15 protein-coding genes are annotated in these 14,290 nt (G+C 62.6%); 6 read left to right on the top strand and 9 right to left on the bottom strand.

Features of this window, described 5'->3' with window-relative positions; translation table 11 throughout:
• Positions 1-14: 14 nt before the first annotated feature.
• The 3 genes from AC1DOG_RS20820 to AC1DOG_RS20810 are packed head-to-tail and all read right to left on the bottom strand — an operon-like array spanning position 15 to position 2,340.
• A complete protein-coding gene (locus tag AC1DOG_RS20820) occupies positions 15-503 on the bottom strand; it encodes a hypothetical protein (RefSeq protein ID WP_477930784.1) in 489 nt (162 codons plus the stop codon).
• 37 nt (positions 504-540) lie between these two features.
• Positions 541-1,218 carry a ribulose-phosphate 3-epimerase gene (gene rpe, locus AC1DOG_RS20815; RefSeq protein WP_018902216.1) on the bottom strand — a complete coding sequence of 226 codons (678 nt, stop codon included), beginning with the start codon at positions 1,216-1,218 and terminating at the stop codon, positions 541-543.
• A gap of 39 nt (positions 1,219-1,257) precedes the next feature.
• Positions 1,258-2,340 (bottom strand): branched-chain amino acid ABC transporter substrate-binding protein, encoded by a 1,083-nt coding sequence (locus AC1DOG_RS20810; protein ID WP_477930716.1) that lies wholly within the window; start codon positions 2,338-2,340, stop codon positions 1,258-1,260.
• Here AC1DOG_RS20810 and AC1DOG_RS20805 point away from each other — a divergent pair.
• Genes AC1DOG_RS20805 through AC1DOG_RS20795 form a run of 3 tightly spaced genes read left to right on the top strand, consistent with a single transcriptional unit; the run spans position 2,339 to position 3,330 of the window.
• The gene (locus AC1DOG_RS20805) at positions 2,339-2,500 is read left to right on the top strand and encodes a hypothetical protein (RefSeq protein ID WP_155947887.1); all 162 of its coding nucleotides are present in this window, start codon (positions 2,339-2,341) and stop codon (positions 2,498-2,500) included. The genes AC1DOG_RS20810 and AC1DOG_RS20805 overlap by 2 nt on opposite strands.
• Before the next feature lie 4 nt (positions 2,501-2,504).
• Complete coding sequence (locus AC1DOG_RS20800; protein ID WP_477930714.1) at positions 2,505-2,999, top strand: flavin reductase; 495 nt, start codon at positions 2,505-2,507, stop codon at positions 2,997-2,999.
• 13 nt (positions 3,000-3,012) lie between these two features.
• Positions 3,013-3,330: a TfoX/Sxy family protein gene (locus AC1DOG_RS20795; protein ID WP_477930712.1), complete on the top strand. Its 318-nt coding sequence runs from the start codon at positions 3,013-3,015 to the stop codon at positions 3,328-3,330.
• Positions 3,331-3,355: 25 nt separating this feature from the next.
• Here AC1DOG_RS20795 and AC1DOG_RS20790 read toward each other — a convergent pair whose 3' ends face one another.
• The 4 genes from AC1DOG_RS20790 to AC1DOG_RS20775 all read right to left on the bottom strand — a co-directional run bounded on the left by AC1DOG_RS20790 (position 3,356) and on the right by AC1DOG_RS20775 (position 7,359).
• The gene (locus AC1DOG_RS20790; protein WP_477930710.1) at positions 3,356-3,775 is read right to left on the bottom strand and encodes an NUDIX domain-containing protein; all 420 of its coding nucleotides are present in this window, start codon (positions 3,773-3,775) and stop codon (positions 3,356-3,358) included.
• A gap of 4 nt (positions 3,776-3,779) precedes the next feature.
• Positions 3,780-5,354 (bottom strand): DEAD/DEAH box helicase, encoded by a 1,575-nt coding sequence (locus AC1DOG_RS20785; protein ID WP_477930708.1) that lies wholly within the window; start codon positions 5,352-5,354, stop codon positions 3,780-3,782.
• A 98-nt stretch (positions 5,355-5,452) separates the two neighbouring features.
• The gene (locus AC1DOG_RS20780) at positions 5,453-6,760 is read right to left on the bottom strand and encodes a M23 family metallopeptidase (RefSeq protein WP_477930706.1); all 1,308 of its coding nucleotides are present in this window, start codon (positions 6,758-6,760) and stop codon (positions 5,453-5,455) included.
• Between the two features lie 125 nt (positions 6,761-6,885).
• The gene (locus AC1DOG_RS20775) at positions 6,886-7,359 is read right to left on the bottom strand and encodes a peroxiredoxin family protein (protein ID WP_113011305.1); all 474 of its coding nucleotides are present in this window, start codon (positions 7,357-7,359) and stop codon (positions 6,886-6,888) included.
• A gap of 118 nt (positions 7,360-7,477) precedes the next feature.
• Between AC1DOG_RS20775 and AC1DOG_RS20770 the strand changes: the two genes are divergently transcribed.
• The gene (locus tag AC1DOG_RS20770; protein WP_477930704.1) at positions 7,478-10,876 is read left to right on the top strand and encodes a hypothetical protein; all 3,399 of its coding nucleotides are present in this window, start codon (positions 7,478-7,480) and stop codon (positions 10,874-10,876) included.
• Positions 10,877-10,941: 65 nt separating this feature from the next.
• Here AC1DOG_RS20770 and tyrS read toward each other — a convergent pair whose 3' ends face one another.
• Positions 10,942-12,198 carry a tyrosine--tRNA ligase gene (gene tyrS / locus AC1DOG_RS20765; protein WP_477930702.1) on the bottom strand — a complete coding sequence of 419 codons (1,257 nt, stop codon included), beginning with the start codon at positions 12,196-12,198 and terminating at the stop codon, positions 10,942-10,944.
• Between the two features lie 130 nt (positions 12,199-12,328).
• Here tyrS and AC1DOG_RS20760 point away from each other — a divergent pair, with 130 nt between their 5' ends.
• Together AC1DOG_RS20760 and AC1DOG_RS20755 are read left to right on the top strand one after the other, a co-directional pair.
• The gene (locus tag AC1DOG_RS20760; protein WP_477930700.1) at positions 12,329-13,453 is read left to right on the top strand and encodes an anhydro-N-acetylmuramic acid kinase; all 1,125 of its coding nucleotides are present in this window, start codon (positions 12,329-12,331) and stop codon (positions 13,451-13,453) included.
• Positions 13,450-13,977, top strand: coding sequence for a GNAT family N-acetyltransferase (locus tag AC1DOG_RS20755; protein ID WP_477930698.1), 528 nt, complete (start codon positions 13,450-13,452; stop codon positions 13,975-13,977). Before AC1DOG_RS20760 ends, AC1DOG_RS20755 begins: the two co-directional genes overlap by 4 nt.
• Before the next feature lies 1 nt (position 13,978).
• On the opposite strand, the gene AC1DOG_RS20750 is transcribed toward AC1DOG_RS20755, so the two are convergent.
• Positions 13,979-14,200: a hypothetical protein gene (locus AC1DOG_RS20750; protein ID WP_477930696.1), complete on the bottom strand. Its 222-nt coding sequence runs from the start codon at positions 14,198-14,200 to the stop codon at positions 13,979-13,981.
• Between the last annotated feature and the right edge of the window lie 90 nt (positions 14,201-14,290).

Here is a 14,290-nt window from a genome sequence, read left to right as displayed (position 1 = left end):
GACGCGCGGCAATCTCAACGCATGCGTTTCGCAAGCGCGAAACTCGTTGCCAGCAGGCAGGCAAGCCCGAGGGGGACGAAGAGCCGTAAACCGAGCACCATGAACTGGTAGACGGAGCTCGCGCCGGTGAAGATGAGCTGGAAAAACCAGATCACAGATCCTCCCGGTGCATGCCAGCGCGAGTAGAAAACCCTGTAGTCCATGGCGAAGAGAAACGCCGTCATCAGGATGGTGCAGGCCGCTAGCGCCACGAAGAAGGCGGCAAACCGCGTCTCGATCCGGCGCTTGTGCGCGAAGAAGCGGCCGAGCATCAGCGCAAACGGCCAGGCAAGCAGGCCGCCCGCGAAATAGAGGATGGCGAGATCGCCGAGGTGGCTGGTCTCCAGGCCGTTGCGCAGATAGAGCGTGCTCATTGCCGCAGCCAGCATCTGGAGAGCCCAGAGCGGCGCGCCGATGAGCATGGCGGAGTAGGGCGGGTACGCAGCCCGTAGCCGGTCTCCCATCAGCAACACGCCGCTCCCGAGATTACTTTGCCCGATCTTACTTGGATTGCCCTTCCGCAGCGGTGCGGAGCGCCGAAATCGCCTGCTTGTAGGCCTCGACCGAGCCGCCCTTGAATATGGCGGAGCCGGCGACAAGCACGTTGGCGCCCGCCTTGCCGATCACAGGTGCTGTTTCGATCGTCACGCCACCGTCGACCTCGAGGTCGATCGGCCGGTCACCGATCAGTGACTTGGCTGCGGCGATCTTGTCGGCCATGGCGGGGATGAACTTCTGGCCGCCGAAACCGGGATTGACCGACATGATGAGGATCAGGTCGATATCATCCAGTACGTTCTCGAAAACGGAAAGCGGCGTTGCCGGATTGAGGGTGACGCCGACCTTCTTGCCGAGATTGCGCACGGTCTGCAGCGAACGGTGCAGATGCGGGCCGGCCTCGGCGTGGATGGTGATCCGGTCGCAGCCGGCCTTGGCGAAAGCTTCGAGATAGTCGTCGACAGGCGCGATCATCAGGTGGCAGTCGAAGGTCGCGTCGGTGTAGGAGCGCAGCGACTTGATGACATCCGGGCCGAAGGAAATATTGGGAACGAAGTGACCGTCCATGACGTCGAGGTGGATCCAGTCGGCGCCGGCCGCGGTCACGTCGCGCACCTCCTGGCCGAGCTTGGCGAAGTCGGCGGCCAGAACGGATGGCGCGATGCGGATGGGCTGGGTCATTGTCTCTCTCCGTTGAAGTCGCCTGGGATCAAGCAGGCGTTATTGCGCCGGCGCGCTGAAGGGGACGAATGCCCCGGAGCGCCATTGCATCAGCTGGTAAGGGTTTTGCGACAGTTCGTGGCCGGCGTCGAAGGTGATCTGGCCGAGCACGGTGTCGAAGGGCATGCCGCCGAGATGCTGGACGACCGGCCGCTCGTCGCTTGCCGCCGCCTGCACCGCCTTGATCGCGATCTCGACCGCGGCATAGGCTGGCAGGACGTAGCCCTCGGGCTCGATTCCGGCGGCGCGTAGCGCCACACCAGCGGGCGACGCATCCGCGCGGGCGGTATAATCGGGCAGTGTTACGGCCAAGACGCCATCGGCAAGCGGCAGCGGCTGGTCGGCCGCGCGCATTCCGTCGCCGCCCATCAGGTCGAGCGCGATCTTTTCGGCCTTGGCGTCGCGGGCGATGATGGAGACGTCGCTGCGGTCGCCGCCGATGAAGACCTTGGTCGCGCCCGCTCTCTTGAGCCGGCGAACGAGTGCGATCTGCTGCTCCTGACCGGGGCGGTATGTATCGGTGAAGACGGGCTTCAGGCCGTTCTGCTCCAGAGCGTTGCGCACCGCTTCGGTGAGCTCGCGACCGTGGATCGTGCCGTCCTCGACCAGGGCGATGGGGCTCGATGCCCAGTCGTGCAGGATGACATCGATGATCTTCGCGGCCTCGGCGCCATCGGCGGGCGCAAGGCGAAATAGCGGCCAGCCGTTCTTCAACGCATCTTCCATGAGAATGCGAGAGCGGACCGACACGGTGATGGCAGGGATGTTGGCGTCCTTCAGCTTGGGGAGCGCGCCGTCGAGCGTCTGGCTGCAGAGGAAGCCGATGGCGACCTGGACCTTGGCTGCGATCAGCGCATCGGCGACGGCGCCACCGCTATTGTCCTCGCAGGGTTCGTTGACGGTGACGATGGTATCACCATCCTGGCGGATCTTCGCCTCGGCGCCGGCGGCGATCTGAGCGCCCAGCGGCGCGAAACTACCCGTCTGCGGAGCGACGACGCCAATCGTCACGCCGGCTGCATGGCATTCCCCGGCTGCGACAAGCAGCAGCGGCAGAAGACCTAAGCAACGCGAGATAGTCATGAAAGATGCACGCCCCAACCGTTTATTCCTGCTCTTTTATCCGTCCGGAATGGATCGTCAAAGAAAAACGCGCGGATTGGTCGCTTTTCGGCATCGGTTTGTAGAAAAGATAACCTATGACCGTCATAATGCGCGCGAAATGCGTGTGTTCGTGGAGTGAAATTTTGTTGAGCAAGCAACCGATCGATCCCGGCCTTTACAGGGACGCGATGAGCCGCTTTGGCGGGCACGTTCAGTTGGTGACGACCGCGGTCGGCGACCAGCGGCGCGGGGTGACGATCACGGCGGCTTGTTCCGTCTCTGACAGCCCGGCGACGGTGCTGGTCTGCCTCAACAACAGCAATCCGAAGAACGAGATCTTCTTCCGCAGCGGTATCTTCGCGCTGAATACGCTGGGCGCGCATCATCAGGCGCTGGCCGACGCGTTTTCCGGGCGCACGAAAGTGGAGGACGGCGATCGTTTCTCGACGGGCCGTTTCGACAAGCTGGTCACCGGCGCGCCGGTGCTGATGGACGCGCTCGCCTCCTTCGATTGCCGGGTGACAGAGATCAAGGAGATGACGACGCATCACATCATCTTCGGCGAAGTCATGGCGGTGCGGTTCGACGAGGCGAAGCCGGCGCTGTTCTACATGAACCGCGATTATTACAGCCTGTAGAGCGAGCTTTCTCATGGACGCGGCCGAAATCGAAGAGATGTTTCAGGGGCTTGGCCCCGTCACCATCAAGCGCATGTTCGGCGGTAAGGGAATCTATCATCTCGGCCGGATCATTGCGCTGGAGTTTCGCGGCGACATGCTGCTGAAGGCCGATGACGTCAGCTCGCCCGCCTTCGCTGATGCCGGCGCCAGCCAGTGGACCTATGAGGGAAAGACGGGCAAGCCGGTGAAGATGCCATACTGGTCAATCCCCGACGACGCTTATGACGATCCGGATCTGATGGCGGGCTGGGTGCGGCTGGCCTACGAGGCGGCGATGCGGGCGGAGTGAGCGGCCGCGCTCTCAATCTTCAATTCTAGAACTGTTCCGGGCCGAGATGGCCAATGGCGGCCTCGGCGAAAGCGGAGAGCGGCTGCGGCAGATCGTTGCGCGTGAACCAGCCGAAATCCGAAAGCTTGTCGGGCTCGGTCAATGCCGGTTCGCCGGCGTAGTCTTCAGCGATGTAAAGCAGCGAGATCCAGTGCTGGCGGTCGGCGTCGCTGATCACCTCGGTCTGGCCCAAGAGGCTGACGCGACCGATTTCAAGGCCGCTTTCTTCCTCGGCCTCGCGTTTTGCCGCCTGTTCGGCCGGCTCCATATGATCCACCTTGCCGCCCACGATGCTCCAGTGGCCGGCTTCGGGCGCCTTGACGCGCTTGTAGAGGAGGATCTTTCTGTGGCGCAGGATAACCAATCCTACGCCGAGACCCGGAAAATCAATGCCGGGGCTGCCCATCCTATCAGATCTTGGCGTTTGCCGTGATCAGCATGAAGGCGGGGATGTCGTCGCCGAAGCCAACCGGTGTCGGGCCGTCATCATGGTCGCGGTAGCGGCGGCGGTCGCGATTGTCATCGTTAGCCGGATAAGGGCGGCGGTCGCGCGCGTTGTTGTTCTGCCTGTTGTTTTCTGCTTTGCGCTCTTGCTTCACGCTTTCGACCCTTGCTGGTGCGGCTTGTACCGGTGCGGCTGCTGTTTCGATCGTCTCGACGCCATTATCCTCGGCGGCGATATCAGATTTATGACCCGAACGATTTCTGCCGCGGCCACGGTCCTTATCCCGCTCACGGCCGCCCTTGCGGCGCGAGCGATCGTCGTCACGGCTCGGCTCGGCCGGCGGCAACGACGTGAGATCGCCATTGTGCCATTCGATCTTCTCACCGATCAGCTTTTCGATCGCGTCGGTGAATTTCTGGTCGCGGCTGGTGACGATGGTAAAAGCAGCGCCTGCACGGCCTGCGCGGCCAGTACGGCCGATGCGATGCACGTAATCCTCAGCGTGGATTGGTACATCGAAGTTGAAGACGTGGCTGACATCGGGGATGTCGAGACCACGAGCGGCGACGTCGGAGGCCACCAGAAGCTGGAGCTGGCCGTCGCGGAAATTCTGCAGCATGGTCGTGCGCGAACGCTGGTCCATGTCGCCATGCAGCGCGCCGACGGAGAAGCCGTGGCGTTCCAGCGAGCGGAACAGATCGGCGACGTCCTTCTTGCGGTTGCAAAAGATGATGGCGTTCTTCAGCTCTTCCTGGGCACGGATGAGATCGCGCAGCGTCGAACGCTTTTCGTAATCCTTGCCGTGCGCGGCGACAAGGCGCTGCGTGATGGTCTTGGATGCAGAGGCAGGCTTCGCGACTTCGACGCGTTCCGGGTTCTGAAGGAAGCGGTCGGCCAGCTTCTGGATTTCCGGCGGCATGGTGGCCGAGAAGAACAGCGTCTGGCGGGTGAACGGGATCATCTTGGCGATGCGTTCGATATCGGGAATGAAGCCCATGTCGAGCATGCGGTCGGCTTCGTCGATGACGAAGATCTCGACGCCGCTCATCAGGAGCTTGCCGCGCTCGAAATGGTCAAGCAGGCGGCCGGGGGTGCAGATGAGGACATCGGCGCCACGCTCGAGCTTGCGATCCTGCTCTTCGAACGAAACGCCGCCGATCAGCAGCGCGACGTTGAGGCGGTGGTTCTTGCCGTACTTCTCGAAGTTCTCAGCCACCTGGGCGGCGAGTTCGCGGGTCGGCTCGAGGATCAGCGTGCGCGGCATGCGAGCGCGGGCGCGGCCCTTTTCAAGCAGCGACAGCATCGGCAGAACGAAGGAGGCGGTCTTGCCGGTGCCCGTCTGTGCGATGCCGCAAATGTCGCGGCGCTGAAGCGCAAACGGAATCGCGCCAGCCTGAATAGGTGTTGGCACCGTGTAGCCCGCGTCGGTGACAGCGGAAAGCACTTTTTGGCTCAAGCCAAGATCAGCAAATGTCGTCAAAGGGAAAACTGTTTCCGTTCCGGTTCGGCCAGGCTCAGGCTTGAGTCGGCGGGATTGCATGCCGCAATGCAGCGCCACATAGGCTGAAACGGTTGAGAAGTCAAGGAACCGGCGCGGTCTCAGGGTTGTTGAGGTAAAACCACCGTTAGCGGGATCGTTCAGTTTATATAGCTGGCGAGTTTCGTGCCGGCGCTGATGAAGTAGATCGGGTCGACGGCGCGACCATTCTGGCGCACTTCGTAGTGCAGATGGGTGCCGGTGGAACGGCCGGTGCTGCCGGCGAGACCGATCGTGTCCTCACGGCCAACAGTGTCGCCGACCCTGACCAGAATCTCGGACATGTGGCCGTAGCGGGTGGAGATGCCGTTGCCGTGGTCGATCTCGACCATGTTGCCATAACCGCCGGTCCAGCCGGCCGTGACGACCTTGCCGGGCGCGGTCGGGCGGACCTTTTCGCCGGGTGCGAAGCGGAAATCGACACCGGAATGCAGCGCCAGCCGGCCGATGAAGGGATCGCGGCGGTTGCCGAAGGGGCTGGTGATTTCCTTGCCGATGGCGGGGTTCTGGAAGGGCAGAGACGAGGCGGTGTTGCGCACGGTTTCGAGCCGGGTGAGGGCGGTGTCGAGCTGTGCCAGCGAATTGTCGAAATCGTCGCCGCTCTCGGGCTCGACATAGGGACCGCCGACGGCGCTGTCGTCTGCGGCCTTTGCGCTCGCTGTCTCGGAGGGCACGCGGATCTGGAAGCGGGTCAGCACGTTGGAGATCGCAGCCGACGCGTCGGTGGCATCGGTCGTCAGCTGGCTGACGCGATCACGCTGGCGCTGCTCGATCCCCTTGAGCGAGAGAGTCACCTTGGAGAAGACGCGGTCGGCACGGTCGCCCATGGTTTCGCGGGCCGGGACGTAGGAGAGCGTCGAGTTATCAGGCGTCACGTCAGCCGGCGTTGCGTCGCCGGCGAGTTGCCGCTCGATCGCCTGCATGGCGGCGGGCAGTTCGGCGCGCTTGCCTTTGGTCTCGGGCGCATAGGCGGAAGCGGGCGTTTCCGTCTTGGCGTCGAGGCCGGAGTTCTCGGCGCGGTCGAGCAGCTGCCCAAGCTTGCCGCGGCGCGAGGTCAGCGCCTGCTGCTGCTCCATCAGTTTGTCGACCTTGTCTTCGACCACCTGCTGGTCGAGCAGCTGGCGGGAGGTGACGCGATCGACCTGGGCGCGCAGTGCCGCGATGCGATCCTCATAGTCATGCTGCATCCGCGCCTGGCGCGCCATGGTTGCGCCGATCAGGTCGTCGCGCAGCACCAAATAAGAAGTGGCGATCAGGTAGCCGATGGCGAAAACGCCGACGAAGCAGACCGYGATTGCCGCCATCCAAGGCTTGACGGTCAGGTGACGAACCCGATCGCCGCTGGCAAGGATCAGGATATGTTCCTGTTTTTGCTTGCCGAATACGCCGTTCTGCTGTGTGTGCGCCACGGAGAATCTCCCAACTCACGGACCTGCCTGAATTGGGTCGATTACATACTGTTAAGGTTAACAAAGCCTTAGATTTGGCCTTATTCAACGCATGGGCGAATTATTGGAGTTTACTCTCGCTACACTTAAGAAGCGAGATTCTTGACCGCCGTCAGCACGGTTTCGGCGTGGCCCGCGACCTTTACCTTCTGCCAGATCGTGGCGATCGTGCCGTCAGGACGGATCAGGAATGTCGTGCGCTCGACGCCCATATAGGTGCGGCCGTACATGCTCTTCTGTTTCCAGACGCCGTAGGCCTCCAGCGTGGTCTTTTCTTCATCGGCCGCGAGCGTCACGCCGAGCTTGTGCTTCTTGATGAAGCGATCATGGCAGGCAGCCGAATCCGGCGACATGCCGATAACGGCGGCGCCGGCCTTTTCGAATTCGTCGGCAAGGGCGGTGAAGGCGATCGATTCGGTCGTGCAGCCTGAGGTGTCGTCCTTCGGATAAAAGAAAAGAACCAATGCTTTGCCTCGGAAATCCGTCAGCTTCACGCGTCCGCCGCCATCACGCGGGAGATCGAAGTCGGGCGCGCTGGAGCCGATGCTGAGTTCCGCCATGGGGAAACCTTTCTTTTGCCGGGTTTGTGGATAAGAGGTGATTTGCCAGATATATATTGGACAAATCACCGTCCAGCCAGTCTGGTCCAATCACAGAACAGGGAGACAGGCGAGGCGCATGTCGGCGATCCGCGGCGAGAAGATTAGATTCCGCAAGAAAGATATCGTCGCGCTGCACGATCTTCCCTCGGCGCGAACGGAAGATCCGCTGATCGTTCATTGCCCGCCCATGCGCTCGCGCATGCGCCGGACCGCGGGGCTTGCTGGCGGCTGCATCGGCGTGCTGATCTTCATCATCGCTGCCATCATCTTCACGGTCGAAAGCGGCATCTTCGACGAACCCTTGTCGCGGCAGGCGCAATCGGCGCTAAATTCCGCGATCGGGCCGCGCTACCGGGCCGAGGTCGGCTCCACGGTCATTCGCTTCACCTCGAACATGCGGCTGGCGCTCGAGGCGCGCGACGTCAACCTGATCGACGAGAAGAGCGGCCAGCACATGTCGACGACGGGCGCCATGCGCATGGCGCTCGATCCGCTGCAGCTTTTTCGGGGACGGATCGCGATCGCCCAGGTGGAAGCGCAGGATATCGCGCTCGACACCGCGCTTCTGCCCTCTGGCGATCCGGTCAAGCTTGATAATCTCAGGATCGACCAGATCCCGGCGGCGATGGAAACGGCATTCCAGCAGCTGGATATTCTCGACGGTTTCRTCGATCGCGGCGGCACGAAGTCGATCAAGCTCGAGGGGCTCGACATCAAACTCGCGGATACCGACAACGGGCCGCTCTCCATCGTCGTCAACAGCCTGGTGTTTTCGAGAAATGCTGATCGCGCGCTGCAGCTCGATGGCGAGGTCGCGATCAACGGCCGCGTCACGACGCTGCATATCGGCACCGAAAAGACCGATGGGCGCACGTCACGGCTGACGGGCGAACTTGCCGGCGCCGACCTCGCGCCGTTCACCCTCAAGCGCAATGCGATCGGCGAGATAAGGCAGGGTGTCGATGGGCTGGCCGATACGATCATTTCAGCGGAGCGCGGAGGAGAGACGTCCAAGCCTTCGCTTGCCGCTACCGTCAATCTACAGCCCGGCAATTTCTACATGGACGGCGAGGCGCAGCCGCTGACCGGCGGGCGGGTCAATCTCGCCTATGATTTCACCAAACAATCTCTTGAGATCGCGCGCTCGCAGCTGCAGTTCGGGCCGACGATCGTGCCCTTCAATGGCGCGCTGATCGACCTCGACAAGATCGACCCGGCCGCCGAAAAGGGGTTTGGCGTCGATCTGCTCGTCAGCGGCGGTACCGCCGCACCCGTCACCTCGGGCGAGCAGCCGCTTCCCTTCGATATCCAGGCGACGGGCCGCTATTTCGTCGGTGCCCGCGAATTGCAATTCCCCAACATGGCGGTGTCGAGCCCGGCCGGATCGCTCTACGGCTCGCTGCATGTCCGCTTCGGCGGCAAGTCGCCCGAGATCAGCTTCTCCGGCCAGTCGCAGCAGCTGCAGACCACGGCGGTGAAGCAGCTCTGGCCGTTCTGGATGGCGTCTAAGGGGCGCGAGTGGGTCGAGCGCAATCTCTATGGTGGCGTGGTCAGCAATGCCTCGATCGATGTCTTCATTCCCTTCGACCGGCTTGAGGAGGCCATCGGCAAGGGGCTGAAGCTGGACGAGAACCAGATCAAGATCGCCTTCGACATTGCCGGCACCCGCATGAACGTGACCGGCGACATTCCGCCGATCCGCGATACCAGCGCGCATTTCGAGCTGGCTGGTCCGAAGGCGACGATCTCGATCAAGAGCGGCAAGTCGTTTTTCCCATCGGGGCGCACCGTCGATGTCGGCGAGGGCACCTTCATTCTGCCGTCGACCTATGAAAAGCCGCTGATGGCCGAGCTCAACCTGCCTATCTCGGGTGCTGCCGATGCCATCGGCGAGTTGCTGACCTTCAAGCCGATCCAGGTGCTGCAGCGCGCGGGCTTCGTGCCTGAAGACCTGAAGGGCAATGTGACGGCCTCGGTGCAGGCGCGTATCGGGCTGATCGCCTCGCAGAACCCGCCGCCGGTCGAATGGAAAGCGACGCTGCAGCTGCAGGACCTCGACGTCGCCAAGGCGATATCGGGGCGCAAGATCACCAATCTCGACGGCGTGCTGACGGCCGACCCCAAACAGGTGGTTCTCGACGGAAAGGGCGAGATCGACGGCGTGCCGGCGACGGTCAAGCTGGTGGAGCCGACCGACAAGTCCTCCGACATCCAGCCTCAGCAAAGCGTGACGGCGACGCTGAGCAACGATCAGCGCGAGAAGATCCTGCCTGGTCTCTCCGATATCATCGATGGGCCGATCAGCGTCGAGCTCGATCGCATCGACAAGGATCGCCAATCGGTCTCGCTCGATCTCGGCAAGGCGCGGCTCGATCTGCCCTGGATCGGCTGGTCCAAGGGGAGCGGCATCGGCGCCACCGCTAATTTCGAGATTTCCGGTCCCGACGACAACCTGCAGATCAAGAATTTCGTGCTGAAGGGTGACGGATTTGGCGCGACGGGCGCGCTGGCGCTGAGCAAGGGCAATCTGCAGAAGGCCGATTTCGACAGCGTGAAGCTGTCATCGCTCGACAGTTTCGCCATCTCCCTTCGCCGCGCCAAGGGCGGCATGGACGTCTCTGTCTCCGGCAGCAGCGCCGATGTGCGGCCGGTTCTTGCCCGGATCAAGTCGGGCAGCGGAGACAAGGGTGACGGCGGGTCGAAGAACGACAGTGGCATTTCGCTCAAGGCCAAGCTCGACAGCGTCGTAGGCTTCAACGACGAGAAACTGCAGAACGTTCAGTTGACCTACGCCGCGCAGGGCAGCCGCATCCAGTCTCTCAACCTCTCGGGCGTCACCGGCAGCGGCGAGGCCGTTGTGGCGCAGACGCAAGGCAGTGGTGTCATCAACATCACCAGCGGCGATGCCGGGGCGGTCTCGCGCTTCGCCGACCTCTACCAGCATATGCGCGGCGGCCTGCTCAACCTTTCGATCCGGCTCGGCGCCGGCGACAATTGGGATGGGTCCATCGACGTCCGCCGGTTCTCGATCGTGAACGAGCAGCGTCTCCACTCGATCGTCTCGACGCCCGTCGGCCAGGAGCAACGCAGCCTGAACGCGGCCGTGAAGCGCGACATCGACACATCGGCGCAGCGCTTCCAGCGCGGCTTCGCCCGTATCTTTTCAAGAAATGGTGTCGTCAGCATCGAGAATGGCGTGGTGCGCGGCGATCAGGTCGGCGCGGTGTTCCAGGGCACGCTGCGCGACGTTCGCGGCAATATGGACATGAACGGCACCTTCATGCCTGCCTACGGCCTGAACCGCCTCTTCGCCGAACTACCCATCATCGGCATCATCCTAGGCAACGGCACCGACCGCGGCCTGATCGGCATCACCTTCAAGCTGACCGGCAAGCTCGATTCGCCGAACCTGACGATCAACCCGCTCTCCATCATCGCGCCTGGAGTGTTTCGGAATATTTTTGAGTTTCAGTAAGGCGGGACAAAAAAAGGCCGACGCTTGCGCGCCGGCCTTTTTCGCAATCTTAGCACCTGCCGCCCTCAAGCAGCCGGGCGGATCAGGATGTGCTTCTTCTTGCCGAGCGACAGCTTGATCACGCCGTCGGCGGTGACCTCACCGCTGCCGATGAGCTTGCGCTCATCGCTGACGGCCTGGTCGTTGATGCGGACCGCGCCGCCCTGGACGTGGCGGCGGGCTTCGCCGTTGGAGGTGGCAAGGCCGGCGCGGACGATGAGGGCGAGAAGGCCGATGCCGGCGTCGAGTTCGGCGGCGGGCACGTCGATCGAGGGGAGGTTGTCGGAAAGGGCGCCTTCCTCGAAGGTCTTGCGGGCGGTTTCGGCTGCCTGTTCGGCAGCAGTGCGGCCGTGCAGGATCGCGGTGACCTCGGTCGCCAGGATCTTCTTGACCTCGTTGAGCTCGGAGCCGGCAATAGCCGACAGGCGGGCGATCTCGTCCATCGGCAGCGTCGTGAAGAGCTTCAGGAAGCGCGGGACGTCGGCGTCCTCGGTGTTGCGCCAGTACTGCCAGAAGTCATAGACCGGCAGCAGGTCGGCATTGAGCCATACCGCGCCCGAAGCGGACTTGCCCATCTTTGCGCCCGACGATGTGGTCAGAAGCGGCGAGGTCAGCGCGTAGAGCTGATCGGTCCCCATCCGGTGACCGAGGTCGATGCCGTTGATGATGTTGCCCCACTGGTCGGAGCCGCCCATCTGCAGCCGGCATTCGTAGCGCTTGGCGAGTTCGACGAAGTCGTAGGCCTGCAGAATCATGTAGTTGAATTCGAGGAATGACAGCGAGTGCTCGCGATCGAGGCGCGTCTTCACGCTGTCGAAGGAGAGCATGCGGTTGACCGAGAAATGACGGCCGACGTCGCGCAGGAATTCGAGGTAGTTCAGCGAGCGCAGCCACTCGGCGTTGTTGATCATCAGCGCCGGGTTGCCCGACTTGTCGTAGTCGAGGTAGTTGGCAAAGCAGCTCTTGATCGAGGCGATGTTCTCCTCGATCGTGTCGACCGTCATCAGCTTGCGGGCCTCATCCTTGAAGGAGGGGTCGCCGACCATGCCGGTGCCGCCGCCCATCAGCGAGATCGGACGATGGCCCGTCTGCTGGAACCAGTGCAGCATCATGATCTGGGTGAGGTGGCCGACATGCAGGCTCGATGCTGTCGGGTCATAGCCGATATAGGCGGTCACGGTTTCCTTGGCGAGCAGGGCGTCGAGGCCGGATTCATCGGAGATCTGATGAATGAAGCCACGCTCTTTCAGCGTGCGGAGGAAATCGGATTTGAACTCGGTCATGACCTTTTGCTTTCGGATCAGGATTTTCGGATTGGCTATTGTTGAAGCAACGCGGCGCGTTTAGCACTGTTTTCTCGCACAGTCACCATTTGGTTGATTGGCTCGTTTATTTGTAGATTATCGAGGGACAATGGGGAAAATCCTGACAGCGATCGGCCTGATGAGCGGCACCTCGATGGACGGGATCGACGCGGCGCTGCTTGAGACCGACGGCGAGAACATCATCCGCCGTGGGCCCAGCCTCTACGTGCCCTATGACGATGATCTCCGTAGCCGCTGGAAGCAAGCGCTGCAGACGGCCAAGGCCGTGGTCGAGCGCGGGGATCGGCCGGGCGACCTTGCCGACGCCGAACGCGTGCTGACGCTTTGCCATGCCGCCGTGATCAAGTCCTTCCTGACGCGCCATGGCCTTAAGCCTGGCGATATCGACCTGATTGGCTTTCACGGGCAGACCGTACTGCACCGGCCGGATGCTGGTGTCACCGTGCAGATCGGCGACGGCCCGCTCTTGGCGTCCGAGACCGGCATCGACGTTGTCTACGACATGCGTGCCAACGACATGGTGCATGGCGGGCAGGGCGCGCCGCTGATCCCGGTCTATCACGCGGCACTCTCGGCGAACCTGCCGGATGGTTTCGCGGCGCCCGTTGTCTTCGTCAATATCGGCGGTATTTCGAACCTCACCTACGTCGGCGCCGACGGCGTGCTTTCGGCTTTTGACAGCGGGCCGGGAAACATGCTGATCGACCAGTGGGTCGAGGCGCATACCGGCCGGGCCTACGACCGCAACGGCGAGACGGCCAGCCGTGGGGCGGTCGTGCCCGATCTCGCGCGCCGCTATCTGTCGAGCCCGTTCTTCTCCGGCAATATCAGGCGCTCGCTCGATCGCGGCGATTTCCTGCCGCCTGACAAGGGCGAGGTGTCGCTGGAGGATGGCGCGAGGACGCTGGCGCACGTCACCGCAGCTTCGATCGTCATGCTCGCCGATCACCTGCCGCAACCGCCCAAGACCTATGTCGTCTGCGGCGGCGGGCGGCTCAATCCCGTGATCATGGGCGAGTTCGCCGACTTGGCTCAGGCAAAGGGTGCCCGGGTCGTCTCGGCGGAAGCCGCCGGCTTCGATGGCGGCGCCATGGAGGCGGAGGCCTGGGCCTATCTGGCGGTGCGCTCCGTCAACGGACTACCGCTGACCTTTCCCGGCACGACAGGCGTTTCGGCGGCTGTCACCGGTGGCGTGATTGCGAGGAAGCCATGACCGATCTTGTTATCCTGAAGACGCCCCGACTCATCTTGTCTATGTGGGGGCAATACGACGTCCATCTCTTGCAATTGCTGCATTCGACGATAGAGACCACCCGCTATCTCTCGGGTGCCGCACCCTGGAGCGCTGCCAAGGCGCAGGAGCGCTTCATGAGCTTCTTTGCCGAGCAGGCCCGCGATGGCGTGACCAAATACAAGGTCACCAGCCTCGAAGACGGCCGCTTCATCGGCCGCGCCGGCTTTTCTCGCTATGGCGGAGATCGCGGCGAGTTCGAGCTCGGCTATTCGCTTCGCCACGAGGAATGGGGCAAGGGTTACGCGACGGAATTGGGGAAGGGGTTGGCGGACTGGTTTTTCGACAAGAGATTCGCTGACCAGTTCATCGCATTCACGCATCCCGACAATATCGCGTCGCAGCGTGTTCTAACGAAAATCGGCATGCGGGGCCGCATGCCGCTGACAATCGATAACATGTCCTGCCCGACGTTCGAGCTGACCGCCGAGATGCGCAAAGCTTAGGTCAGCCGTTGGCGTCGGGCTTGCGAAGCAGGTCCAGCGCCTTGTCGACTTCACCGCGTCCGCGTTGCGCCATCGTTGCGAACGTCTGGCGCGCTTCGAAGTCCCGCACCATGCGCGCCGTCATGTCGCTCAGCAGGTCCTCGACGGTCCTGCCGCTCTCGGCCGCGATGTCGGCCACCTTCTTCTCGACATCCTTTGAAACCTGAAAACTCAGCATCGTCATGAATTCCGCTCTGCGAGAACGACGCTGAGTCTATGGCCGTTGCCAATACAAGCGCTGACAAGCACATTGGTATCGACAACGATCCGCATC

It is taken from the genome of Rhizobium sp. 01N48, from assembly GCF_056399145.1.
The sequence above is the reverse complement of the archived record's forward strand: the minus strand, read 5'-3'. Positions and strand labels throughout refer to the sequence as shown.

Coding starts and splice junctions, on each gene's coding strand:
- AC1DOG_RS20805 (WP_155947887.1), top strand. CDS start 2,339: ATGAAAGATGCACGCCCCAACCGTTTATTCCTGCTCTTTTATCCGTCC.
- AC1DOG_RS20785 (WP_477930708.1), bottom strand. CDS start 5,354: ATGCAATCCCGCCGACTCAAGCCTGAGCCTGGCCGAACCGGAACGGAA.
- rpe (WP_018902216.1), bottom strand. CDS start 1,218: ATGACCCAGCCCATCCGCATCGCGCCATCCGTTCTGGCCGCCGACTTC.
- AC1DOG_RS20795 (WP_477930712.1), top strand. CDS start 3,013: ATGGACGCGGCCGAAATCGAAGAGATGTTTCAGGGGCTTGGCCCCGTC.
- AC1DOG_RS20755 (WP_477930698.1), top strand. CDS start 13,450: ATGACCGATCTTGTTATCCTGAAGACGCCCCGACTCATCTTGTCTATG.
- AC1DOG_RS20790 (WP_477930710.1), bottom strand. CDS start 3,775: ATGGGCAGCCCCGGCATTGATTTTCCGGGTCTCGGCGTAGGATTGGTT.
- AC1DOG_RS20750 (WP_477930696.1), bottom strand. CDS start 14,200: ATGACGATGCTGAGTTTTCAGGTTTCAAAGGATGTCGAGAAGAAGGTG.
- AC1DOG_RS20760 (WP_477930700.1), top strand. CDS start 12,329: ATGGGGAAAATCCTGACAGCGATCGGCCTGATGAGCGGCACCTCGATG.
- AC1DOG_RS20775 (WP_113011305.1), bottom strand. CDS start 7,359: ATGGCGGAACTCAGCATCGGCTCCAGCGCGCCCGACTTCGATCTCCCG.
- tyrS (WP_477930702.1), bottom strand. CDS start 12,198: ATGACCGAGTTCAAATCCGATTTCCTCCGCACGCTGAAAGAGCGTGGC.
- AC1DOG_RS20810 (WP_477930716.1), bottom strand. CDS start 2,340: ATGACTATCTCGCGTTGCTTAGGTCTTCTGCCGCTGCTGCTTGTCGCA.
- AC1DOG_RS20820 (WP_477930784.1), bottom strand. CDS start 503: ATGGGAGACCGGCTACGGGCTGCGTACCCGCCCTACTCCGCCATGCTC.